This window comes from Fusicatenibacter saccharivorans, from assembly GCF_015557635.1.
GTDB classification, from domain to species: Bacteria; Bacillota; Clostridia; order Lachnospirales; family Lachnospiraceae; genus Fusicatenibacter; species Fusicatenibacter saccharivorans.
Genome location: NZ_JADNOP010000023.1, coordinates 13,852 through 36,123 on the forward strand (window position 1 = coordinate 13,852; position 22,272 = coordinate 36,123).

Below are 22,272 nucleotides of genomic sequence, written 5' to 3' on the forward strand. Positions count from 1 at the left end.
ATGCAGAAGAAAGTGCGAAGGGCAGACCATGCGGAGATTCCGAAAAGTGCGGCACGTTCCTCTGCCGCTTCTGGCTGTGATAATGGCGGCTATTCTGTTTGCAGAGCTGGCACGGTGTGAAAGGGAAGGCGCGAAAGAGACAGCGGCGGAAGCAGAAAAAAGTATGCCCCACCGTGCGGCGCTGACATTTGATGACGGGCCGAATGCGTGCTATACGCCGGAGGTGCTTGAAATTTTAAAAGAAAATGAAATTCCGGCAACGTTTTTTCTGCAGGGGCAGTGTCTTGCCGGAAACGAAGAAATCGTCCGCCGGATGCATGCGGAAGGCCATCTGATCGGAAATCATACGTTTCATCATGTTCAGCTTACGAAAGTATCAGAAGAGGAAGCGAGGGAGGAGGTCGTGAAAACAAGCAATGCAATCTACGAGATCACAGGGGAATATCCTGCCTATATCCGTCCGCCGTTCGGGGAATGGAGAGAGGGGCTGGATCTTGCAGTGACGATGATCCCGGTACTCTGGGATGTGGATTCCCGCGACTGGGAGAGCCAGAACACCGAGGCGGTCTGCAGCGCGGTGCTTCCGAATGTGAAGGATGGCAGCATTATTCTCATGCACGACGGTTACCGCGCGACGGTGGAAGCGCTGCGGCGGATCGTAAAAGAATTAAAAGAAGAGGGATACACGTTTGTGACGGTGCGTGAGCTGATTGAAGAATAGCTTCCGCGGATTCCATCGAACATAGTTGCGGAGAATCCGAGATTAAGGGGTTGAGGATACCCGCCAAAATGTGATAAGATAAAAAGCAGGAAGAAAAATGGGGTGAAAAATACATGGATTTGTTTGATTATATGAAAGAAACCACAATGGAAAAAGAGTCCCCCCTCGCATCGCGCATGCGCCCGGCAACGCTGGACGAGGTGGTTGGACAGGAGCACATCATCGGCCCTGGAAAGCTGTTGTACCGTGCGATCAAGGCGGATAAACTCGGCTCCGTCATTTTCTACGGCCCTCCGGGAACGGGAAAAACGACGCTTGCCCGCGTCATCGCCAACACGACAAGCGCAGAGTTTACCCAGCTGAATGCCACGACAGCCGGCAAAAAGGATATGGAAGAAGTCGTAAAAGAAGCGCAGCAGCGGATCGGCATGTACGGCAAAAAGACGATTCTTTTTGTCGACGAGATCCACCGCTTCAACAAGGGGCAGCAGGATTATCTGCTTCCGTTTGTGGAGGACGGCACACTCGTTCTGATTGGCGCGACGACGGAAAACCCGTATTTCGAGGTCAACGGGGCGCTGATTTCGCGTTCCATTATCTTTGAATTAAAGCCGCTCGAAAAAGAGGACATCGAAAAACTGCTGGAGCGCGCGGTGACGGACCCGGTAAAGGGGCTCGGGACGTACAACGTTGTGCTCGATGCGGATGCAAAAGAGTTCCTCGCCGACATCGCAGGCGGTGACGCGAGAGCGGCCTTAAATGCAATCGAGCTGGGCGTCCTCTCGACGGAACGTCAGGCGGACGGAAAAATCCATATCGATCTCGAAACGGCATCGGAGTGCATCCAGAAGCGCGTCGTGCGGTACGACAAGACGGGCGATCAGCATTACGATACGATCTCTGCATTTATCAAGAGCATGCGCGGTTCTGACCCGGATGCGGCGGTCTTTTATCTGGCTAAAATGCTGTATGCCGGGGAGGATATCAAGTTTATCGCCCGCCGCATCATGATCTGCGCGGCGGAGGATGTCGGCCTTGCCGATCCGAATGCCTTAAATGTAGCAGTTTCCGCGTCCCTTGCCGTGGAACGCGTCGGCATGCCGGAGGCGCAGATTATTCTGGCGGAGGCAGCCACGTATGTTGCCTGTGCACCGAAGAGTAATTCTTCGTGCGAGGCAGTCTTTGCGGCGATGAAGACGGTCGGAAGTGTACGGACGTCGGTTCCGCCGCATCTGCAGGACGCCCATTACAAAGGTTCTGCCAAACTCGGCCACGGTGAAGGCTATCAGTATGCACATGATTACCCGAATCACTACGTCGAGCAGCAGTATCTGCCGGACGAGATCTTAGGAAGCCGCTTCCTTCACCTTGGAACGAACGGCTATGAGCAGAAGATCCGGGAAAACTTCAAAAAAATTGGAAAAGACATCGAATAAAAGGGGAAGAAACCATGACAGACTGGCTTGGAAAGCCGTATTATTCGCTGGACGCCTATCTGAAAAAGACGTTTGGGGAAAAAGTGTACAAGCTCTCGCTCGATGGCGGGATGACGTGTCCGAACCGGGACGGCACCTGCGGTGACCGGGGCTGCATTTTCTGCAGTGCGGGCGGCTCCGGTGATTTTGCCGGGGACAGAAACAAATCCATCCCGGAGCAGATCCGGGAGCAGAAATCCCTCCTGCAGCAAAAGCGGCCGGTGCATAAGTTCATCGCCTATTTCCAGGCGTATACGAACACGTACGCGCCGGTGGAATATCTGGAAAAAATTTTCCGGGAGGCAATTTCGGACGAGGAGGTCGTGGTCCTTTCGATCGGAACGAGACCGGACTGCTTAGGGGAAGAGGTTCTTTCTCTGTTAGAAGAGCTGAACTGGATCAAACCGGTCTGGGTGGAGCTGGGACTGCAGACGATGCATGAAAAAACGGCACAGTATATCCGAAGGGGCTATCCGCTTTCCTGTTTTGAACAGGCAGTAAACGAGCTGCACAGGCGGGGGATTCCCGTGATTGTCCACACGATCCTCGGTCTGCCGGGGGAGGGACAGGAAGAAGTCTTTGCAACAATGGATTACCTGAATGGACTTTCCATTTCAGGCATCAAGCTTCAGCTGCTTCATGTGCTGAAAAACACGGATCTTGCGGCGGACTACGCGGCCGGAAAATTTGAGGTGCTGGAGCAGGATGCGTATCTTACCCTTGTCATCGACTGCCTGCGGCGCCTCCGTCCCGATCTTGTGATCCACCGTGTGACGGGAGACGGCCCCGGGGATCTTCTGATTGCACCAACATGGAGCCAGGCAAAACGCACCGTCTTAAATGAGCTGCATCACCGCATGAAAGAAGAACATGCGTATCAGGGACAGCTTCTGGACGAAGAAAAAGGAGGAAACACACCGTGATTGAATCATCCTTTACGTTATACAAACTGATTATTCTCTACATGCTGCAGAATGTGAATTTTCCGCTGTCAAATACACAGATTTCGGATTTTATCCTGGAAAAAGAGTACACGAACTACTTTCATCTCCAGGAGGCGTTAAGCGAGCTGCAGGATACAAAGCTGATCGAGATCGAGAAGGTGCGCAACACCTCGTACTACCACATGACTGAGGAGGGCAGCAAGACGCTTTCCTTCTTCGAAAACGAGATCTCTCCGGAAATCCGGGAGGAAATCGACCGCTATATGAAGGAACACTCCTATGAACTGCGGAAAAAAGCGTCCGTTGTGGCCGATTACTACAAGACCGCGGGAGATGACTACGAGGTCCGCTGTCAGGCAAGAGAGCGGAAGACGACTATTTTTGAGATTGTCGTGACGGTTCCGTCCGAGGAGGCGGCCAAAAAGATCTGCAGCAACTGGGAAAACCGGAGTCAGAAGATTTACGCTTCGATTATGAATGAACTGTCAAGATAACGATTGACAGGAATGGTGGCATATAATAGAATAAATTAGTATGTCTAAAAAGCATAAACATGGAAAACATAGTAAATAAGATTTTAGATTCCAAAGGAGATAAAACCGTGCCTGATTATACAAAAGAAATTGAAAGACGGCGTACCTTCGCCATCATTTCCCACCCGGATGCCGGTAAAACCACACTGACCGAGAAATTCCTGCTGTACGGAGGAGCCATCAACCTCGCCGGTTCTGTAAAAGGAAAAGCGACCGCGCGCCATGCCGTATCCGACTGGATGGAGATTGAGAAAGAGCGTGGTATTTCCGTTACCTCTTCCGTTCTGCAGTTCAATTACGACGGCTACTGCATCAACATTCTGGATACCCCGGGACACCAGGACTTCTCGGAGGATACGTACCGTACCCTGATGGCAGCCGATTCCGCCGTCATGGTCATCGACGCATCGAAGGGTGTCGAGGCACAGACCAGAAAGCTGTTTAAGGTCTGCGTTATGCGTCATATCCCGATTTTCACCTTCATCAACAAGATGGACCGCGATGCGAATGATACGTTTGAGCTGCTCGATGAAATCGAAAAAGAGCTCGGCATTGCAACCTGCCCGATCAACTGGCCGATCGGTTCCGGAAAAAAATTCCGCGGTGTTTACGACCGTGACAAAAAGAAAGTCCTTACCTTCTCCGATACAATGAAGGGAACGAAGGAAGGTATCGAGGAAGAAATCGATATCGACGATCCGCATCTTCTCGATGTGGTCGATGAGGACCAGAAAGAACAGCTCATGGATGAGATCGAGCTGCTCGACGGCGCAAGTGCAGAGTTTGACCAGGAGCTTGTCAGCAAGGGAGAGCTCTCCCCGGTATTCTTCGGATCTGCGCTCACCAACTTTGGTGTGGAGACTTTCCTGCAGCACTTCCTCACGATGACGATGCCGCCGCTTCCGCGTACGGCAGACTGCGGCGTGATCGATCCGGTCAAAGAGGATTTCTCTGCGTTTGTCTTTAAAATCCAGGCAAACATGAACAAAGCACACCGTGACCGTATCGCATTCATGCGCATCTGCTCCGGCAAATTCGACGCCGGAATGGAAGTTTTCCATGTGCAGGGAGAAAAGAAAATGCGTCTTTCCCAGCCGCAGCAGATGATGGCGAGTGACCGTCATATTGTTGATGAAGCATACGCCGGCGATATCATCGGTGTATTTGACCCGGGCATCTTCTCCATCGGAGATACGATCTGTATGCCGGGCAAAAAATTCGCATACGAGGGAATCCCGACCTTCGCGCCGGAGCATTTTGCAAGAGTGCGCCAGCTTGATACGATGAAGAGAAAACAGTTCGTCAAGGGAATTTCCCAGATTGCACAGGAAGGTGCGATCCAGATTTTCCAGGAGTACAAAGGCGGCATGGAGGAGATCATCGTCGGCGTTGTCGGCGTCCTGCAGTTTGACGTTTTAAAATACCGTCTGGAGAACGAGTACAACGTGGATATCCGTCTGGAGAACCTGCCGTATGAGCACATCCGCTGGATTGCAAACAAAGAGGAGATCAACCTGGACCGTATTCAGGGTACATCCGATATGAAGAAGGTCATGGACCTCAAGGGAAATCCGCTGCTTCTCTTTGTCAATCCGTGGAGTGTCGGCATGGTACAGGATCGAAACAAAGACCTTGTGCTGACCGAATTCAGCAAAAACTAAGAACAAAAGAGCGGGATGCCGCTTAAAAAGGAGAAGGAATGAACTTATTCGATATTCTGGGCCCTGTGATGGTCGGTCCGTCGAGTTCGCATACAGCGGGTGCAGTGCGGATTGGATGGATGACGCAGAAGCTTCTCGGAGAACAGCCGGTGGAAGCAAAAATCCTGATGTACGGTTCCTTTGCCGCAACGGGAAAGGGCCATGGAACGGACCGCGGTCTCGTCGCGGGTCTTCTCGGCATGCGTGCAGACGACGAGCGGATCCCGCACAGCTTTGAGATTGCCGATGCGGCGGGCCTTTCCTATTCGTTCGGCATTGCCAATCTGACGAGTGCCCATCCGAACAGCGTTGTTCTGGAGGTGAAGGGAAAGAGCGGCAGGACACTTGAAGTGCAGGCGTGCTCCCTTGGCGGCGGCCGCATCATGATCAACCGTCTCGACGGGCTGGATGTCAACTGTACCTGCGAGATCCCGACGCTCATTGTCCACAATCTCGACCAGCCGGGCCATGTAGCGGAGGTTACGTCGATGCTGGCACACAAATCGGTCAACATCGCCAACATGTCTCTCTACCGCGACAAAAGAGGCGGATCGGCTGTCATGGTTGTGGAGATGGATCAGCCGCTCCCGAAAGAGTTCCTGCAGTGGCTGGAACATCTCGAGGGCATCGTAAAGGTAACCTACATTAACGTGACGGAAGGAGAAGAGGACAATGTCTTATAATTCACTGGAAGAAATTGTCCGGGAGTGCGAAGAAAAAGCTCTGCCGTTTGATGAGATCATCCTTCTGGACGATATGAATGAGAGAAATGTAAAACGGGAGGATTCCCTTGCCGCCATGTACGGCATGTGGGAGGCCATGAAACGCGCGGATGCAGGCTACGACGGAAACTTAAAATCAAGAAGCGGCCTGGTCGGCGGCGCCGGTGCGGCGATGAAAGCGTATGTGGAGAGCGGAGAAGCACTCTGCGGTTCCTTTGTCGGCGATGTGATGGCATCCGCCCTTGCAATGGGGGAGTCGAATGCCTGCATGAAGCGGATCGTTGCGGCTCCGACCGCGGGAGCCTGCGGTGTTCTTCCGGCGGTGCTGGTCAATTACCAGAAACGGAACGGAACACCGGATGAGGAAATTGTGCGCGCGCTCTACACGGCAGCCGGTATCGGCCAGGTCGTCGCGGCACGGGCCTACATTGCGGGCGCTTCCGGCGGCTGTCAGGCCGAAATCGGAACCGCAAGTGCAATGGCGGCCGGAGCACTGACCGCACTTCGAGGCGGATCTCCGTCCCAGATTACACATGCGGCGGCGATGGCGTTAAAAAATCTGCTCGGCCTCGTGTGCGACCCGGTCGGCGGTCTTGTCGAGGTTCCGTGCGTCAAGCGGAATGTCATTGGCTCCGTGAATGCACTTTCCGCGGCAGATATGGCACTTGCCGGAATTTCAAGCCGCATCCCGCCGGATCAGGTGATTGATGCAATGCGCGAAGTCGGCGATCAGATGCATCCGACCCTTCGCGAAACCGGCCAGGGCGGCCTTGCCAACACGCCGGCGGCACGCGAGTGGTGCGCGGCACAGGAAGAAGAATAAAAAATCCTTTTATTTTCGGATTATTTTTGGTATAATGAAAGAAAGTCAGCCAAGGAGGAGGTCTTTTAAGATGGCAGAGGCAAAAATTCAGAAAAGAAACACTTATACGATATATGATGACGAAGGAATCGGAACCGTGCAGATTGCAGACGAGGTGGTAGCTATTATCGCAGGACTTGCGGCAACGGAAGTGGACGGGGTAGCCTCCATGGCCGGAAATATTACCAACGAATTAGTCAGCAAGCTTGGCATGAAAAATCTTTCCAAGGGTGTCAAAGTTGATGTACTCGACGGCGTTGTCTGCGTGGATCTTGCCCTCAATCTCAAATATGGATACGAGATTCCGGCAACCTGCAAAAACGTACAGGAAAAAGTAAAAACAGCGATCGAGAATATGACAGGCCTGGAAGTTTCCGATGTCAATGTAGCCATTGCAGGCGTGAATATGGAACAGACGAAATAAAAAACAACGAACCGCGAGGGAATAAGGCGACCCCTTACACCCCGCGGTTTTTGTCAACTATACAGGAAGGAATTAAAACAAACGATGAACAGAAGCAAACTTCGCGAAAATATTTTTAAACTTCTCTATACCGCAGAGTTCCAGGAGAAAGAGGAGATGCCGCAGCAGATGTCTCTTTACTTTACGTACTCTGACGACAACGACGAGGATGAAGAAGTAACCGTAAGCGAAAAAGATCAGACCTATATGGAAGAGAAATACCATCATGTGACCGAGCACATCCCGGAAATCGACGAGATGCTGAACCGTACTTCCGAGGGCTGGAAAACGACCCGTATGGGAAAAGTAGACCTGGCGATCCTGCGTCTTGCTGTTTACGAGATGAAATTCGACGAGGACGTTCCGGTCGGTGTAGCCATCAACGAGGCCGTTGAGCTGGCAAAACGCTTCGGCAGAGACCAGTCCCCGTCCTTTATCAACGGTATTCTTGGAAAACTGGCAAGAGAAGAAGATGAGAAATAAAAACCAGAATGTTTACACCGTAGGCCAGGTCAATTCATACATCAAAAATATCTTTGACCAGGACTATATGCTCCGCCGGATCTACGTCAGCGGAGAAGTAAGCAACTGTAAATACCATCCGTCCGGCCACATCTATTTTTCGTTAAAAGACGCCGAAGGAACGATTTCCTGCGTCATGTTCGCCGGTTCGCGGCGCGGCCTTGCCTTCCCGATGCGGGACGGCGACAACGTGATTGTCGGCGGCAGCATCAGCGTCTATGAGCGGGACGGAAAGTATCAGATCTATGCAAAAGAGATCACAAAAGAGGGCGCCGGCCTTTTATACGAAAAGTATCTGGCCCTAAAAGCAGAACTGGAAGAGATGGGCATGTTTGCCCCGGAGTACAAGCAGCCGATTCCTGCGTATGTAAAGAAAATCGGCGTTGTCACAGCACCGACGGGAGCTGCTGTGCAGGATATCAAAAACATTGCACTCCGTCGGAATCCCTTTGTCCAGATCATCCTCTACCCGGCCCTGGTGCAGGGAGAGGGAGCGGCGGACAGCATCGTGGAGGGCATCCGCCGTCTGGACGCACTGAATCTGGATGTGCTGATCGTGGGCCGCGGAGGCGGTTCGATCGAGGATCTTTGGGCGTTCAACGAGGAAAAAGTAGCGCGCGCCGTTTTTTCCTGTCATACCCCGGTGATCTCCGCCGTCGGCCATGAGACCGACACAACGATCATCGATTTCGTGGCAGATCTGCGCGCCCCGACCCCGTCCGCAGCGGCGGAGCTGGCGGTCGCTGATGTCCGCGCGGTACTCAACACACTGGAAAATTATAAAAGCCGCATGAACCATGCGATGGCAAACCAGACGCAGAGAGCGAGAAGCCGCCTTCTGCAGTACGAGACAAAGTGGAAGTATCTCGGACCGGAAAATAAGATCCGTGACCAGAGAGCACGCCACGCCGAGCTGGAGCGTCGGTATACAGACGCGATGGAAGAAAAGCTCAAAGAAGCGCGCCACCGCCTTGCCCTTTACATTCAGGCGATGAAGGGCCTGTCCCCGCTGGACAAGCTGAACCAGGGCTATTCCTACGTGGAAAAAGAAGGAAAGGCCATCACTTCGGTGCAGGATGTCAAAGAAGGCGATCTGCTCGAAATCTGTGTATCGGACGGAAAGATCACAGCGCGCGCAGAGAAGACATCGGCCGTATCCTGGATGGAACAATCGTGAAAAAAAGCAGAGAATCGAGAAAACATGGGAAATATGGAAACAGAAGAGAGAAAAGAAGAAGGAACTCCTTCCGGTGAGACACTGGAAGCAGCATTTGGAAAACTGGATCAGATGCTCGAAACGCTGGAAAGCAGCGATGTCAGCCTGGAAGACTCCTTTCGTTTATACAAGGAGGGAATGGAGCTTTTAAACGAATGCAGTCAGAAAATTGACCGCGTTGAGAAAAAAATGCTCCAGATGAATGAGGATGGAACATTCAGAGAATTTTAAAGCAGTACTCGAAGAAAAAACGCGGGAAGCGGAAAGTATCATTACCGCTTACCTGCCGAAAGAGGAAGGCTTTGCAAAGGAACTGGCAAAAGCCATGAATTACAGTATGACAGCGGGCGGAAAGAGGCTTCGTCCGCTGCTTTTGCAGGAGAGTTTCCGTCTGTTCGGCGGAACCGGGGAGGCTGTAAAACCGTTTATGGCAGCCATGGAGATGATTCACACCCATTCCCTGATCCACGATGATCTCCCTGCGATCGACAACGACGATTACCGCCGCGGCAGAAAAACGACCCATGTCGTCTTCGGGGAGGCCGTCGGCGTGCTGGCAGGAGACGCCCTTTTAAACTATGCATACGAGACAGCCTGGAAAGCCTTTCCACTGGAGGAACACACCGACCGTGTAGTGCGTGCTTTTGGCATTCTCTGTCAGAAAACCGGAATTTCCGGCATGCTGGGCGGTCAGAGTGTTGACGTGATGAATGAAAAAGCCGGCCATTTCGCCATCGACCGTGAGATGCTGGACTACATTTACGAGAACAAGACTTCGGCGCTTTTAGAGGCTGCCATGATGGCAGGTGCGGCACTTGCAGGAGCAAACGACGATGATCTTGACGCGCTCTGCCGGATTGCCTCCAAAGTCGGAATCGCGTTCCAGATCCGGGACGACATCCTGGATGTTACATCCACGATGGAGGAGCTTGGAAAGCCGGTTTTCAGCGATGAAAAGAATGAAAAAACAACGTATGTGACGCTGTTTGGCACAGACGGGGCGGAGCAGGAGGTAAAACGGCTCACGAAAGAGGCCGTGGACGAACTGAAAAATCTGTCCTGTCCGGGAGATAAAATATTTCTGGAAGAGCTGTTTGAATCTCTGACTTCCAGAAAAAAGTAAGGGATGATTTCATGTTAGAAAAAATACAGAAACCAAACGATATCAAGAAGATTCCGGCGGACCAGCTTCCGGCGCTTGCAGAGGAAATCCGGGAATTTATTATCGAGTCTTTGAGTAAAACCGGCGGCCATCTGGCGTCCAATCTTGGTGTTGTGGAACTGACGATTGCGATGCACCGCGTCTTCGATCTTCCAAAAGACAAGCTGATCTGGGATGTGGGACACCAGTCCTACACGCACAAGATTCTGACCGGGCGGAAAGACGGGTTTGAAACGCTGCGCCGGGAAGGCGGCATCAGCGGATTCCCGAAGCGGAGCGAGAGTGACTGCGATGTATTCGACACCGGCCACAGCTCGACCTCGATTTCCGCAGGCGTCGGCTATGTGCGTGCACGGGAACTGAAAAAAGAAAATTATTCCGTTGTTTCGATCATCGGAGATGGTGCGCTGACCGGCGGCATGGCGTACGAGGCGCTGAACAATGCGGCCAGCCTGAAATCGAATTTTATTATCGTTTTAAATGACAACGAAATGTCGATCACCGAGAATGTCGGCGGTATGTCATCGTACCTGTCCGGCCTTCGGACGGCATCGGCGTACACGGATTTCAAGATGGACGTCACAAAGGCATTGAACCGCATTCCGGGCATCGGACCTGGCATGGTGGATGCGATGCGGAAGACGAAAAGCAGCATCAAACAGATCATCATTCCGGGCATGCTGTTTGAGGATATGGGACTTACGTATTTAGGTCCTGTGGACGGCCACAACATTCCGCAGCTGATCAAGACCTTTCAGGAAGCAAAACGGTTTGAAGGACCGATCCTGGTGCATGTCCTGACACAGAAGGGCCGCGGCTATGAGCCGGCGATGCGCCACCCGGCAAGATTCCACGGTGCGGGTCCGTTCGATGTGAAAACAGGATTGCCGGTTGGAAAATCCAATCCGACGTACACGGATGTCTTTTCCACGGTCATGCGGAAAATGGGAGATCGAAGAAAGGATGTTGCGGCAGTCACGGCGGCGATGATGACCGGTGTCGGACTGAAACGCTTCTTCAACATGTTCCCGGACCGCTGTTTCGATGTGGGAATCGCAGAAGAGCACGCGGTGACATTTGCAGCGGCACTGTCACTCGGCGGCATTACGCCTGTCGTTGCGATTTATTCTTCATTCCTGCAGCGGGCGTACGATCAGATTATGCATGACGTCTGTATGCAGAATCTCCATGTCGTCTTTGCGATTGACCGCGCCGGTCTTGTGGGCTACGACGGGGAGACACACCACGGCATTTTCGACCTTTCCTATCTGGGTTCGATGCCGAATATGACAATTCTTGCACCGAAGAACCTCTGGGAGCTTTCGGATATGATCAAATTTGCGGTCGATTACGACGGTCCGATCGCGGTGCGCTACCCGAGAGGGGAAGCGTATACGGGATTAAAAGAGTTCCGTGCGCCCATCTGCCTCGGAAAATCAGAAGTGATCCATGAGGGAAGCCGTGTTGCACTTCTTGCCGTCGGCAGTATGGTAAAAATGGCAGAAGAAGTGCAGAAACAGTTAAAAGAGCGGATGGATATGGATGCGGCGCTTGTGAATGCGCGGTTCGTCAAACCAATCGATGAAGAACTTCTTCGAAGCTTTGCCGATACGTATGAGCTTGTCGTAACACTCGAGGAAAATGTAAAAGACGGCGGCTTTGGAGAGCGCGTCCTTGCTTTTGCCGAGGAAGAAGACCTTCCGTTCGGCGTGGAGATCATTGCACTGCCGGACCGCTTTATTCCGCACGGAAGTGTATCATACCAGATGAAACAGGTCGGCTTTACGCCGGAAGATATCTGCGGCAGAATTGAGGAATACTACAGAAAACGGGAGCAGGAAGAAAGATGAAAAAACGATTAGATGTATTACTGGTAGAACGGGGCCTTGCCACATCGCGGGAAAAAGCGAAAGCCATGATTATGGCAGGAGAAGTTCTGGTGGACAATGAGCGGGAGGACAAAGCCGGTTCCATGTTCCCGGAAGAAGTGGAGATTGTCTTAAAAGGAAAACCACTGCCGTATGTGAGCCGCGGCGGCTTAAAATTAGAGAAAGCAATGAAAAACTTTGACCTTACCCTGGATGGAAAGGTCTGCATGGATGTCGGAGCATCCACCGGCGGCTTTACCGACTGTATGCTGCAGAACGGCGCCGTCAAGGTATATTCCGTGGATGTCGGCCACGGCCAGCTCGACTGGAAGCTGCGGAACGATCCGCGCGTTGTCTGCATGGAGCGCACGAACATCCGTTACGTCGTGCCGGAGGATATCGAGGAGAGACCGTCCTTCGTATCGATCGACGTATCGTTTATCTCCCTGACCAAGGTGCTGCTTCCGGTCCGGAATCTGATGGAAGAGAACGGCGAAATTGCAGCTCTGATCAAGCCGCAGTTTGAGGCAGGACGCGAAAAAGTCGGCAAAAAAGGTGTTGTCCGTGATCCGGCTGTACACAAAGAAGTCATTGCGATGGTCATTTCCTATGCGAAAAGCATTTCCTTCGGCGTGCGCCATCTGGAATTTTCTCCGATCAAAGGACCGGAGGGAAATATCGAGTATCTCGTTCACCTTGTCCGGCTGCCGGACGGCGTGACAGAGGAAGAGACCAATGTCGATGTAGACGCCGTTGTAAAGAGCGCACACAATACACTGGATAAATAAAAGGGTTAAGGAGCATGATATGGAGCGATTTTACCTGATCACAAACAGAGCAAAAGACCCGGACCTTACCGTGACAGACCAGATCAGGCAATATCTGGAGGAGCGCGGAAAAACGTGTCTTCTCTGCGATAACAGCGAAAAAGGGGAAAAATACCATTATACGGATCCGGCGAAGGTTCCGTCCGATATCGACGGCATTCTGGTGCTCGGCGGTGACGGCACACTTCTGCAGGCAGCAGGCGACGTGGTGGATTTACAGATTCCACTGCTCGGCATCAATCTGGGAACGCTCGGCTATCTTGCGGAAATCGACCGTGACACACTCTATCCGGCGCTGGATCATCTGATGGCGGATGAATATACGATTGAGCATCGCATGATGCTAAGCGGAGCGATTTACCGTGACGGAAAGCTGATCGCGGAGGACGCGGCACTCAACGACATTACGATCACCCGTGAGGGAAACCTGCGTGTCGTCCGGTTTGACAATTACGTCAACGGGGAGTTTTTAAATTCCTACAGTGCCGACGGCATCATCATCGCAACGCCGACCGGTTCGACCGGCTACAGCCTCTCTGCGGGCGGCCCGATCATCTCACCGTCGGCCAGCCTGATGCTGATGACACCGCTTGCCCCGCACACCCTGAATACGAGAAGCATTGTCTTTCCGGCAGAGGATGTGATCGAGGTGGAGCTCGGGCCTTCGAGAGACGGCGGCATTGAACAGGGCATGGCATATTTTGACGGCGATACCCGCGTTCCGATGAAAACCGGCGACCGGATCGTGATCAAAAAGGCCAGACGGGATACTCTGATTGTAAAGATCAGCAACATCAGTTTTCTGGAGACATTAAGAAAGAAAATGGCAAACATTTAAGATATAGTTACTGGGGAAGGATGCTTGAAATGAAAATCGCGAGACATGCACAGATTATCAAATTAATTAACCAATATGACATTGAAACACAGGAGGAGCTGGCAAAGAAGCTGGAGGAGAGCGGCTTTGCCGTAACGCAGGCGACGATTTCGAGGGATATCCGCCAGCTGAAGCTCACAAAAGTACCAAAAGAGAACGGCGGAAGCCGCTATGCGGTTCTGCAGAACGCACCGTCCGAGGTTGGGAGCCGCTATGCGCGCGTGTTAAAAGACGCGTATATTTCCGTTGATCTTGCCAAGAATATTCTGGTCATCAAAACCGTGTCTGGAATGGCGATGGCGGCGGCAGCGGCTTTCGATGAGATGAACTGGAATGAAATTGTCGGCTGCATCGGCGGAGACGATACGATTCTCTGCGTGGCAAGAGACGATGATGCGGCGCTTGTGGCAGCAGAACGACTGAAAAAAATGGTGGACGGCATGGAGGAGACGGGCGAAGAGTTCTAAAGAACGCCCGTTTCTGCAAAAAAGAGACAAAAAGATGACAGCAGGTGTGACACCGGAGGGAAAGAATGCTCACAAACTTACACGTAAAAAATCTGGCCCTGATCGACGAAGCAGAAGTGGAGTTCGGTCCGGGCCTGAATATACTGACCGGAGAAACCGGAGCCGGAAAATCCATCCTGATCGGTTCGATCAACGCGGCGCTTGGAAAGAAGATATCCCGCGAGATGATCCGGACGGGAGAGACAAGCGCGCTGGTGGAACTGGTCTTTGAAACCGAAAATCCGCATGTACTGGAGCTGTTAAAAGAGATGGATCTCGAGGCGGAGGAGGGACAGGTGATTATCTCCAGAAAGATCACCGGATCCCGCAGTGTCTGCCGCATCAACGGCGCGGCATGCAATATTTCGCAGGTAAAAGCCCTTGCGTCCCTGCTGCTCGACATCCACGGCCAGCATGAGCACCAGTCGCTGCTCTATCCGGACCGGCAGATCGCGATTCTTGACGCGTTTGCGGGAACCGAAGCGGCCACGGCAAAAGGAGAGGTCCGGGCGCTGTACCAGGAGTGGAAGAATGTCCGAAAGGAGCTCTCGGCGTACGAACTCGACGAGGAGGCAAGAAAGCGGGAGGCAGCATTTCTTACGTTTGAAATCAACGAGATTGATCAGGCAGAGCTAAAAGAGGGCGAGGACGAAGCGTTGGAAACTGCGTACCGGAAGATGGGCCATGCGAAAAAGATCGCAGAATCTCTGCAGACGGTATATGCGATCACCGGCTACGGTGCGGAGAACAGCGCCGGGGAGCAGGTCGGCCGCGCAATCCGGGAGCTGCAGCAGGCCGCGGTGTACGACGATGCACTTTCCGGTCCGTCGCAGACCCTTTCCGATATTGACGGACTGCTGAACGATTTCAACCGCGAGATTTCCGCGTATCTTTCCGAACTGACCTTTTCCGAGGAAGAGTATTATGAGACGGAAAAGCGGCTCGATGAGATCAACCGCCTGAAAGCAAAGTATGGAAAGACGATGGCAGAGATCGCCGCATACCGCGAAGAACAGCAGAAAAAACTGGAAAAACTGGAAAACTTTGAGAGCTGCCGCGCGGCACTGCAGGAGCAGTTACAGAAAACGGAGCAGAAACTGGATGCGGCCGCACATAATCTGTCCAAAATCCGCAGAAACTATGCAAAACGGCTCGAAACACAGATTATCGAAGGTCTGCGCGACCTGAATTTCCTGCATGTCGCATTTGAAATTTCATTTGAAAAGACAAAAAGCTACACCGAAAACGGAACCGATGCTGTGGAGTTCTTAATCTCCACAAACCCGGGCGAAGCGGTCCGTCCGCTGGCGAAAGTTGTTTCCGGCGGTGAACTGTCGCGAATCATGCTTGCAATCAAGACGATTCTTGCCGACCGCGACGAGACAGAAACCCTGATTTTCGATGAAATCGACACCGGAATCAGCGGAAGGACGGCGCAGAAAGTTTCCGAAAAAATGGCACAGATCGGGCAGCGCCATCAGGTCATCTGCATCACCCATCTGCCGCAGATCGCAGCGATGGCAGATTCTCATTTTGAAATCGAAAAAAACGTCGAAGAAAACGAGACCGTCACATCGATCCATCCATTATCCGAGGAAGATTCTGTCAGAGAACTGGCAAGAATGCTCGGCGGCGCGAAAATTACGGATTCTGTTCTGGCAAATGCCAGCGAGATGAAGGAATTGGCACAGGTACAAAAATCTGCAAGACTCAAATAAAGAGAAGTCCGCATACTAAGAGGGAAATCACGAAACAAAGCGTGGTTTCCCTCTTTTTTCGCGGGCGGCGGGTCAAAGTCCGTGCCTGCACGAGAACTTGACGACCGCCGCGAAAACAAAAGAAATGCCGCAGTTCTGCCCTGCGGCGGAAAGGATGGGAATGCAAATGACGAGAAAACAAAAATACCGAAGAGTCCTGCTTGCGCTGGCGGCGCTGTTTCTGATCCTTGCCGTTCTTCTTAGCTACGATGCCATGCGCGAATCCCTGCCGGATACGATGTATGTGGATGAGAACAGCGAAAGCCCGTTTCAGCCGCTCACGAAACATCCTCTGCTGACAATTTCGGAAGGAACTGAGGAAGCAGAAAAGAGCGATCCCGGGGAAACGGGAGATACCGTGGTGGAATGTTCCGCGGCCGGAATTCCGCTGAAAAAGATCCGTGTCATCCAGGAAGAACGGCCGAAAGTTGCCGTCTGCGGCGCGCCGGTCGGTATCTATATGGAGACCGACGGCGTGATGGTCATCCGCACAGCCGAAATCCGTTCGTCCGACGGAACCGTCAGCCGGCCGTCGGAAAATATTCTGCGGGAAGGTGACTATATCACGAAAGTAAACGGACAGGACATCCGCAGCAAACAGGAGCTGATTGATGCAGTAAAAGTATCAAACGGTTCCCCGGTGTGCCTTTCCCTGCTCCGGGACGGGGAAACGATCGAAGTGCAGGTGACATCGCAGAAAAGCCAGGACGGCACCTGCCGCCTTGGAGCCTGGGTCCGCGATAATATGCAGGGAATCGGAACACTGACCTTCGTGGAAGCAGACGGAACCTTTGCGGCGCTCGGCCACGGAATCAGTGATATTGATACCGGAAAAATGCTGCAGTTAAACGGCGGAGAGCTGTATCTGACACAGATTCTGTCCGTGATTCCGGGAAAAGCGGGTGTACCGGGTGAACTTCAGGGCGTGATCCATTACGAAGAAAAGAACCGTATCGGGTCAGTGGCGGAGAATACCATCTACGGTATCCACGGCGTTCTGGACAGGGAAAAAAGCAGTGCACTGCCGCTTACCGTGACGGAAATTGCCTACCGGCAGGAGATCGAGACGGGCCCGGCCACCGTGCGGATGTGCGTGGACAATACGGTAGAAGAGTATGAGGCGGAGATTACGGAAATCGATCTTGGAAGCGAGAATACGAACAAAAATTTTGTGCTCGAAATTACTGATCAACGGCTGCTGCAGAAAACCGGCGGCATCGTACAGGGAAATTCCGGCTCGCCGGTGCTCCAGAACGGAAGGCTGGTCGGCGCTATTACCCATGTTTTCGTAAACCATCCGGAAAAAGGCTACGGTGTCTTTGCGGAAAATATGCTTGCACGGAACTGAAAAAATATGCGTTAATTTGGTTGAAATTGTTAAAAACTTCCGAATTTTTACGGAAAATGTCGATCGAATTTTAAAAATATTTCGGGAAATATATTGAAAAGACGAAAAAATAAAATTATAATGTCTGTGTGATTGGAAAAAGTTCAGAAGAAAACGGATGCAGCGAAATTCCGGAAAGGCCATGAGTTTTTGCAAAGGAGAGCTTTATGGAAAAGATCAACATTGCCATCGCAGATGATAACGAACGCATGCAGGAAATGCTTGGGAACGTCATAAAACAGGATGACACGCTTGAACTGATCGGGCAGACCGGAAATGGAAATGATATCTACAGTATCATCCGCGACAAAGAACCGGACGTCGTACTGCTTGACATTTTCATGCCAAAGATGGATGGTCTGACTGTAATGGAGAAAGTCAATGAGGATAAAAATCTGAAAAAAAGACCTGCCTTTATCGTTGTCTCCGCCGTAGGAGAGGAGCGGATCACCGAAGATGCGTTCCGGCTCGGCGCTTACTATTACGTCTTAAAACCGTTCGACAACGAAACTCTTCTGAACCGGATCAAAGCAACAAAAGGAATGACAGCAGTAAGAAGATACCATCCAAGAAATTTTACAAACCCTGGAAAAGAGCCGGTCTGTCCGCCGGAAAACAGTCTGGAAATCGATGTGACAAATATGATCCACGAGATCGGCGTTCCTGCCCATATCAAAGGATACCAGTACCTGCGCGATGCGATTCTGCTTTCCGTAGAGGACACGGAAATGCTCAATTCCATTACCAAGATTCTCTATCCGACCATCGCGAAACGCCACCAGACAACGTCAAGCCGTGTCGAGCGTGCCATCCGCCATGCGATTGAAGTGGCCTGGAGCCGCGGCAAAATGGACACAATCGACGAGCTGTTCGGCTATACCGTGAACAACCGCAAGGGTAAACCGACAAATTCTGAATTTATTGCATTAATTGCAGATAAAATACGTCTCGAACTGAAAAATCAGTAAAAAGTAACAAAAAAATCCGAACAAACGGAGAAATTACAGAAGTTTAGACTTTTTTTTCTGGACAAAGTACGGTATAATACAGACAGGACGTTGATTATCCTTTCGCGTTTCATAGGATCGTGACAAAAAGGAAGGAATTACAGAAAAACAAAGATGCGATAATCAGCATGAAATTACAGGAGGATTCTTTTCATGAAAAATATTTTGTTCGTGGCTTCAGAGTGTGTACCGTTCATCAAAACAGGCGGTCTGGCGGATGTAGCAGGTTCTCTGCCGAAATACTTCCCGAAAGAGTATTTTGATGTGCGCGTGGTGATTCCAAAATACGCAGGAATCAAAGAACAGTTTAAAAATCAGATGCAGTATGTGACAAACTTCTACATGGATCTGAACTGGAGACAGCAGTATGTCGGCATTTTCGAGATGGAATATGAAGGCATCAAATTCTACTTTATCGACAATGAGGAGCATTTCGGAGGAAGCACTCCATATGCGGGCATGCCATGGGATCTGGAAAAATTTGCTTACTTCAGCAAAGCAGCGCTTTCCATTTTACCGACCATCGGCTTCCGCCCGGACCTCATCCACTGCCACGACTGGCAGACCGGTCTCGTTCCGGTTTACCTGCACGAGCGTTTCCAGGCAGATGAATTCTATCGGGGAATCAAAACCGTCATGACGATCCACAACCTGAAATTCCAGGGCATCTGGGACCGCAAGACGATTCAGAGCATTACCGGCCTTTCCGACTACTACTTCACACCGGATAAGCTGGAGTTCAAACACGATGCAAGCTACTTGAAGGGCGGTCTGGTTTACGCAGATGCGATCACCACCGTCAGCAATACATACGCGCAGGAGATTCAGACCCCGTTCTATGGCGAAGGACTCGACGGTCTGATGTGTGCAAGAGCAAACGATCTGCGCGGTATTGTAAACGGACTCGACTACAATGAGTGGAACCCGGAGACAGACGCTCAGATTGCAAAGAATTTCAATGCAAAGAACTTCCGTAAAGAGAAAGTGAAAAATAAACTGGCACTGCAGGAGGAGTTAGGACTCGAGGTCAATCCGAAGACGATGATGATCGGTATCGTATCCCGTCTGACCGATCAGAAGGGCTTCGACCTCATCAGCTATATGATGGATGAGATGTGCCAGGATGCCGTACAGTTTGTGATCCTTGGAACCGGCGAGGAGCGCTACGAGAACATGTTCCGCCACTTCGCATGGAAATACGACAAGAAGGTTTCTGCAAACATCTACTATTCCGATGCAATGTCACACAAGATCTATGCATCCTGCGATGCCTTCCTGATGCCGTCCCTGTTTGAGCCATGCGGACTCTCACAGCTCATGAGCCTCCGCTACGGAACCCTTCCGATCGTCCGCGAGACCGGCGGCCTCAAAGACACCGTAGAGCCGTACAATGAGTACGAGGGAACAGGAACTGGATTCAGCTTCACAAACTACAATGCGCATGAGATGATGGGTACCGTGCGGTACGCAGAGCGCATCTATTACGACAAAAAACGCGAGTGGAACAAGATGATCGACCGCGCAATGGCACAGGATTTCTCCTGGGCGAATTCCGCAAAACAGTACGAGGAAATGTACAACTGGCTGATCGGATAAGCTGGTCTGCATTCTGAAAAATAAGAAAAAAATCCCGAAATGGCAGAAGAGGAAAGAAAAGCCGTTTCGGGATTTTTTTGCAGTATTTTTGGGTTGCGGCAGGAGAGTGGAATATGCTACACTTGTGCATAAGGATATATTCGAAGCAGCTCCGGTGCAGAGGATTTGGGGGCTGAAAAAAGACACAGGAAAAAAAGAAAAACAGTTGACAACAAAGCAGATTTGTAATAGTATGAATACAGAAGCGAACGGACGTTCGTATAGTAAGGAGAAAATTCAGTATGGGAAATAATAACGAAGATAAACTGCGCGCACTCGATGCCGCACTTGGACAGATTGAAAAACAGTACGGAAAAGGAGCTGTCATGAAGCTCGGGGATTCCGCAGCCAACATGAACGTGGAAACCATCCCGACCGGTTCATTAAGCCTGGATATCGCACTCGGTCTTGGCGGTGTGCCGAAGGGACGAATCATCGAGGTATATGGACCGGAGTCTTCCGGTAAAACAACCGTAGCGCTCCACATGGTAGCCGAAGTACAGAAACGCGGCGGAATCGCCGGCTTCATCGATGCAGAGCATGCGCTCGATCCGGCCTATGCCAAAAACATCGGTGTTGATATTGAAAACCTCTACATCTCACAGCCGGACAACGGCGAGCAGGCACTTGAGATCACCGAGACGATGGTTCGTTCCGGTGCGGTAGACATCATCATCGTGGACTCTGTTGCAGCCCTCGTTCCAAAAGCCGAGATCGACGGCGACATGGGAGATTCCCACGTCGGACTGCAGGCGCGTCTGATGTCTCAGGCACTCCGGAAACTGACTGCAGCGATCAGCAAATCCAATTGTATTGTTATCTTTATCAACCAGCTGCGTGAAAAAGTCGGTGTCATGTTCGGAAATCCGGAGACCACAACCGGCGGCCGTGCACTGAAATTCTATTCTTCCATCCGTCTCGATGTCAGAAGAATCGAAGCCTTAAAGCAGGGCGGAGAGATGGTCGGAAACCGTACCAGAATCAAAGTCGTGAAAAACAAAGTAGCGCCGCCGTTCCGCGAGGCAGAATTTGATATCATGTTCGGAAAAGGAATCTCCAAAGAAGGAGACGTTCTGGATCTGGCAGCTTCCGTCGGCATCGTACAGAAGAGCGGCGCATGGTTCGCATACGGCGGCGACAAGATCGGCCAGGGACGCGAAAATGCGAAAGCATATCTGCGCGAGCATCCGGAAATCATGGATGAGATCGAGCACAAAGTGCGCGTGGCTTACGGCCTGATCAAGGAAGAAGCGCCGGAAGGCACAGAAGAAACAGCAGCAGTTCCGGAAACCGAAGGAGACGACGAATAAATGTTTGTGACAGAGATTCGTCCTCTGAATAAAAAGAAATCACGGATCCTCTTCGATGACGGAGAGGATCTGGTTCTTTATAACGGGGAAATCCGCGCTTCCCGCATCAGAGAGCAGGAGGAGCTGCCCGACGAGGTTTACGAAAAGCTCGCGGGGGAAGTGCTGACGAAACGGGCGAAGCACCGCGCGATGTATCTGCTGCTCGGACAGATGCGGACGAAAAAAGAGCTGGAAGATAAGTTACGAAAAGACGGCTATCCCGAGAGAGCCATTGAAGAGGCTGTCTCGTACGTGGAGAGCTTTCACTATATCGACGACCGCGCATACGTGGAGCAGTATCTTGCGGGCAGCGGTGCGAAAAAAGGGAAAAAGGCAGTCCTCTATGCGCTGGCACAGAAAGGCGTGGACCGGGAACTGGTGGAATCCGTCCTGGAAGAGCAGGAGGATGCCCGCGATGAGTATGAACTTGCAAAAAGTGCCGCCTTTGCAAAGCTCGGTACGCCGCACCGGCTGGATGAAAAAGAGTACCGCCGTGCCGCCGGTTTTCTGATGCGGAAAGGATTCGGCAGTTCCGAAATCCGTCGGGCACTGGAAGAATACCAGGATTCCACTGACGAAGAATTCTGAATATTCCCGGCGATTCCGCCACATGCCGCGAAATTATCCAATGCGTCGTAAAACCCCTTGCTTCAGCTATGGGGATATAAGACGCGTCCATCGAATTTACGCAAGTAATTGAAGATGGACAAAATAACAATTGTGTTAATTGATAAAATAT

22 protein-coding genes are annotated in these 22,272 nt (G+C 51.6%); all 22 read left to right on the plus strand.

The annotated features are described in order from the left end of the window. Positions 1 to 28: 28 nt before the first annotated feature. Entirely contained in the window at positions 29 to 721 is a 693-nt protein-coding gene (locus I2G42_RS15020) for a polysaccharide deacetylase family protein (RefSeq protein WP_195531219.1), read from the plus strand. 113 nt (positions 722 to 834) lie between these two features. Beyond that, positions 835 to 2,157 carry a replication-associated recombination protein A gene (locus I2G42_RS15025; RefSeq protein ID WP_195531220.1) on the plus strand — a complete coding sequence of 441 codons (1,323 nt, stop codon included), beginning with the start codon at positions 835 to 837 and terminating at the stop codon, positions 2,155 to 2,157. Positions 2,158 to 2,171: 14 nt separating this feature from the next. Continuing rightward, on the plus strand, positions 2,172 to 3,119 hold the full coding sequence (gene mnmL, locus I2G42_RS15030) for a tRNA modification radical SAM protein MnmL/YtqA (protein WP_195531221.1): 948 nt from the start codon (positions 2,172 to 2,174) through the stop codon (positions 3,117 to 3,119). Further along, a complete protein-coding gene (locus I2G42_RS15035) occupies positions 3,116 to 3,634 on the plus strand; it encodes a DUF4364 family protein (RefSeq protein ID WP_022462531.1) in 519 nt (172 codons plus the stop codon). The genes mnmL and I2G42_RS15035 overlap by 4 nt, the downstream gene beginning before the upstream one ends. Positions 3,635 to 3,741: 107 nt before the next feature. Next, a complete protein-coding gene (locus I2G42_RS15040; RefSeq protein WP_195531222.1) occupies positions 3,742 to 5,334 on the plus strand; it encodes a peptide chain release factor 3 in 1,593 nt (530 codons plus the stop codon). A gap of 38 nt (positions 5,335 to 5,372) precedes the next feature. Next, positions 5,373 to 6,056: an L-serine ammonia-lyase, iron-sulfur-dependent subunit beta gene (gene sdaAB / locus I2G42_RS15045; protein ID WP_195531223.1), complete on the plus strand. Its 684-nt coding sequence runs from the start codon at positions 5,373 to 5,375 to the stop codon at positions 6,054 to 6,056. Then, the gene (gene sdaAA / locus I2G42_RS15050; RefSeq protein ID WP_195531224.1) at positions 6,046 to 6,918 is read left to right on the plus strand and encodes an L-serine ammonia-lyase, iron-sulfur-dependent, subunit alpha; all 873 of its coding nucleotides are present in this window, start codon (positions 6,046 to 6,048) and stop codon (positions 6,916 to 6,918) included. Before sdaAB ends, sdaAA begins: the two co-directional genes overlap by 11 nt. A 70-nt stretch (positions 6,919 to 6,988) precedes the next feature. After that, positions 6,989 to 7,381 carry an Asp23/Gls24 family envelope stress response protein gene (locus I2G42_RS15055; RefSeq protein WP_022463352.1) on the plus strand — a complete coding sequence of 131 codons (393 nt, stop codon included), beginning with the start codon at positions 6,989 to 6,991 and terminating at the stop codon, positions 7,379 to 7,381. A gap of 84 nt (positions 7,382 to 7,465) precedes the next feature. After that, complete coding sequence (nusB, locus tag I2G42_RS15060; protein ID WP_022463351.1) at positions 7,466 to 7,903, plus strand: transcription antitermination factor NusB; 438 nt, start codon at positions 7,466 to 7,468, stop codon at positions 7,901 to 7,903. Beyond that, positions 7,893 to 9,119, plus strand: coding sequence for an exodeoxyribonuclease VII large subunit (xseA, locus tag I2G42_RS15065; RefSeq protein WP_022463350.1), 1,227 nt, complete (start codon positions 7,893 to 7,895; stop codon positions 9,117 to 9,119). The genes nusB and xseA overlap by 11 nt, the downstream gene beginning before the upstream one ends. A gap of 24 nt (positions 9,120 to 9,143) precedes the next feature. Continuing rightward, entirely contained in the window at positions 9,144 to 9,389 is a 246-nt protein-coding gene (gene xseB, locus I2G42_RS15070; RefSeq protein WP_243277201.1) for an exodeoxyribonuclease VII small subunit, read from the plus strand. Next, positions 9,367 to 10,281, plus strand: a complete 915-nt coding sequence (locus I2G42_RS15075) for a polyprenyl synthetase family protein (protein ID WP_330611354.1) — start codon at positions 9,367 to 9,369, stop codon at positions 10,279 to 10,281. Before xseB ends, I2G42_RS15075 begins: the two co-directional genes overlap by 23 nt. Before the next feature lie 11 nt (positions 10,282 to 10,292). Beyond that, entirely contained in the window at positions 10,293 to 12,170 is a 1,878-nt protein-coding gene (gene dxs, locus I2G42_RS15080) for a 1-deoxy-D-xylulose-5-phosphate synthase (RefSeq protein ID WP_195531226.1), read from the plus strand. Beyond that, on the plus strand, positions 12,167 to 12,976 hold the full coding sequence (locus I2G42_RS15085; protein WP_195531227.1) for a TlyA family RNA methyltransferase: 810 nt from the start codon (positions 12,167 to 12,169) through the stop codon (positions 12,974 to 12,976). Before dxs ends, I2G42_RS15085 begins: the two co-directional genes overlap by 4 nt. 19 nt (positions 12,977 to 12,995) lie before the next feature. Continuing rightward, on the plus strand, positions 12,996 to 13,853 hold the full coding sequence (locus I2G42_RS15090) for an NAD(+)/NADH kinase (protein WP_195531228.1): 858 nt from the start codon (positions 12,996 to 12,998) through the stop codon (positions 13,851 to 13,853). 29 nt (positions 13,854 to 13,882) lie between these two features. Then, complete coding sequence (argR, locus tag I2G42_RS15095) at positions 13,883 to 14,359, plus strand: arginine repressor (RefSeq protein WP_022463344.1); 477 nt, start codon at positions 13,883 to 13,885, stop codon at positions 14,357 to 14,359. A 65-nt stretch (positions 14,360 to 14,424) separates the two neighbouring features. After that, entirely contained in the window at positions 14,425 to 16,116 is a 1,692-nt protein-coding gene (gene recN / locus I2G42_RS15100; protein ID WP_195531229.1) for a DNA repair protein RecN, read from the plus strand. 166 nt (positions 16,117 to 16,282) lie between these two features. Continuing rightward, on the plus strand, positions 16,283 to 17,503 hold the full coding sequence (gene spoIVB, locus I2G42_RS15105) for a SpoIVB peptidase (protein ID WP_195531230.1): 1,221 nt from the start codon (positions 16,283 to 16,285) through the stop codon (positions 17,501 to 17,503). Positions 17,504 to 17,709: 206 nt separating this feature from the next. Beyond that, positions 17,710 to 18,510, plus strand: a complete 801-nt coding sequence (gene spo0A, locus I2G42_RS15110; RefSeq protein ID WP_195531231.1) for a sporulation transcription factor Spo0A — start codon at positions 17,710 to 17,712, stop codon at positions 18,508 to 18,510. 192 nt (positions 18,511 to 18,702) lie between these two features. Continuing rightward, positions 18,703 to 20,145: a glycogen synthase GlgA gene (gene glgA, locus I2G42_RS15115; protein ID WP_195531232.1), complete on the plus strand. Its 1,443-nt coding sequence runs from the start codon at positions 18,703 to 18,705 to the stop codon at positions 20,143 to 20,145. A gap of 281 nt (positions 20,146 to 20,426) precedes the next feature. After that, the gene (recA, locus tag I2G42_RS15120) at positions 20,427 to 21,494 is read left to right on the plus strand and encodes a recombinase RecA (RefSeq protein ID WP_022463338.1); all 1,068 of its coding nucleotides are present in this window, start codon (positions 20,427 to 20,429) and stop codon (positions 21,492 to 21,494) included. Beyond that, on the plus strand, positions 21,495 to 22,121 hold the full coding sequence (locus tag I2G42_RS15125) for a regulatory protein RecX (protein ID WP_055228449.1): 627 nt from the start codon (positions 21,495 to 21,497) through the stop codon (positions 22,119 to 22,121). The last annotated feature ends 151 nt before the right edge of the window (positions 22,122 to 22,272 follow it).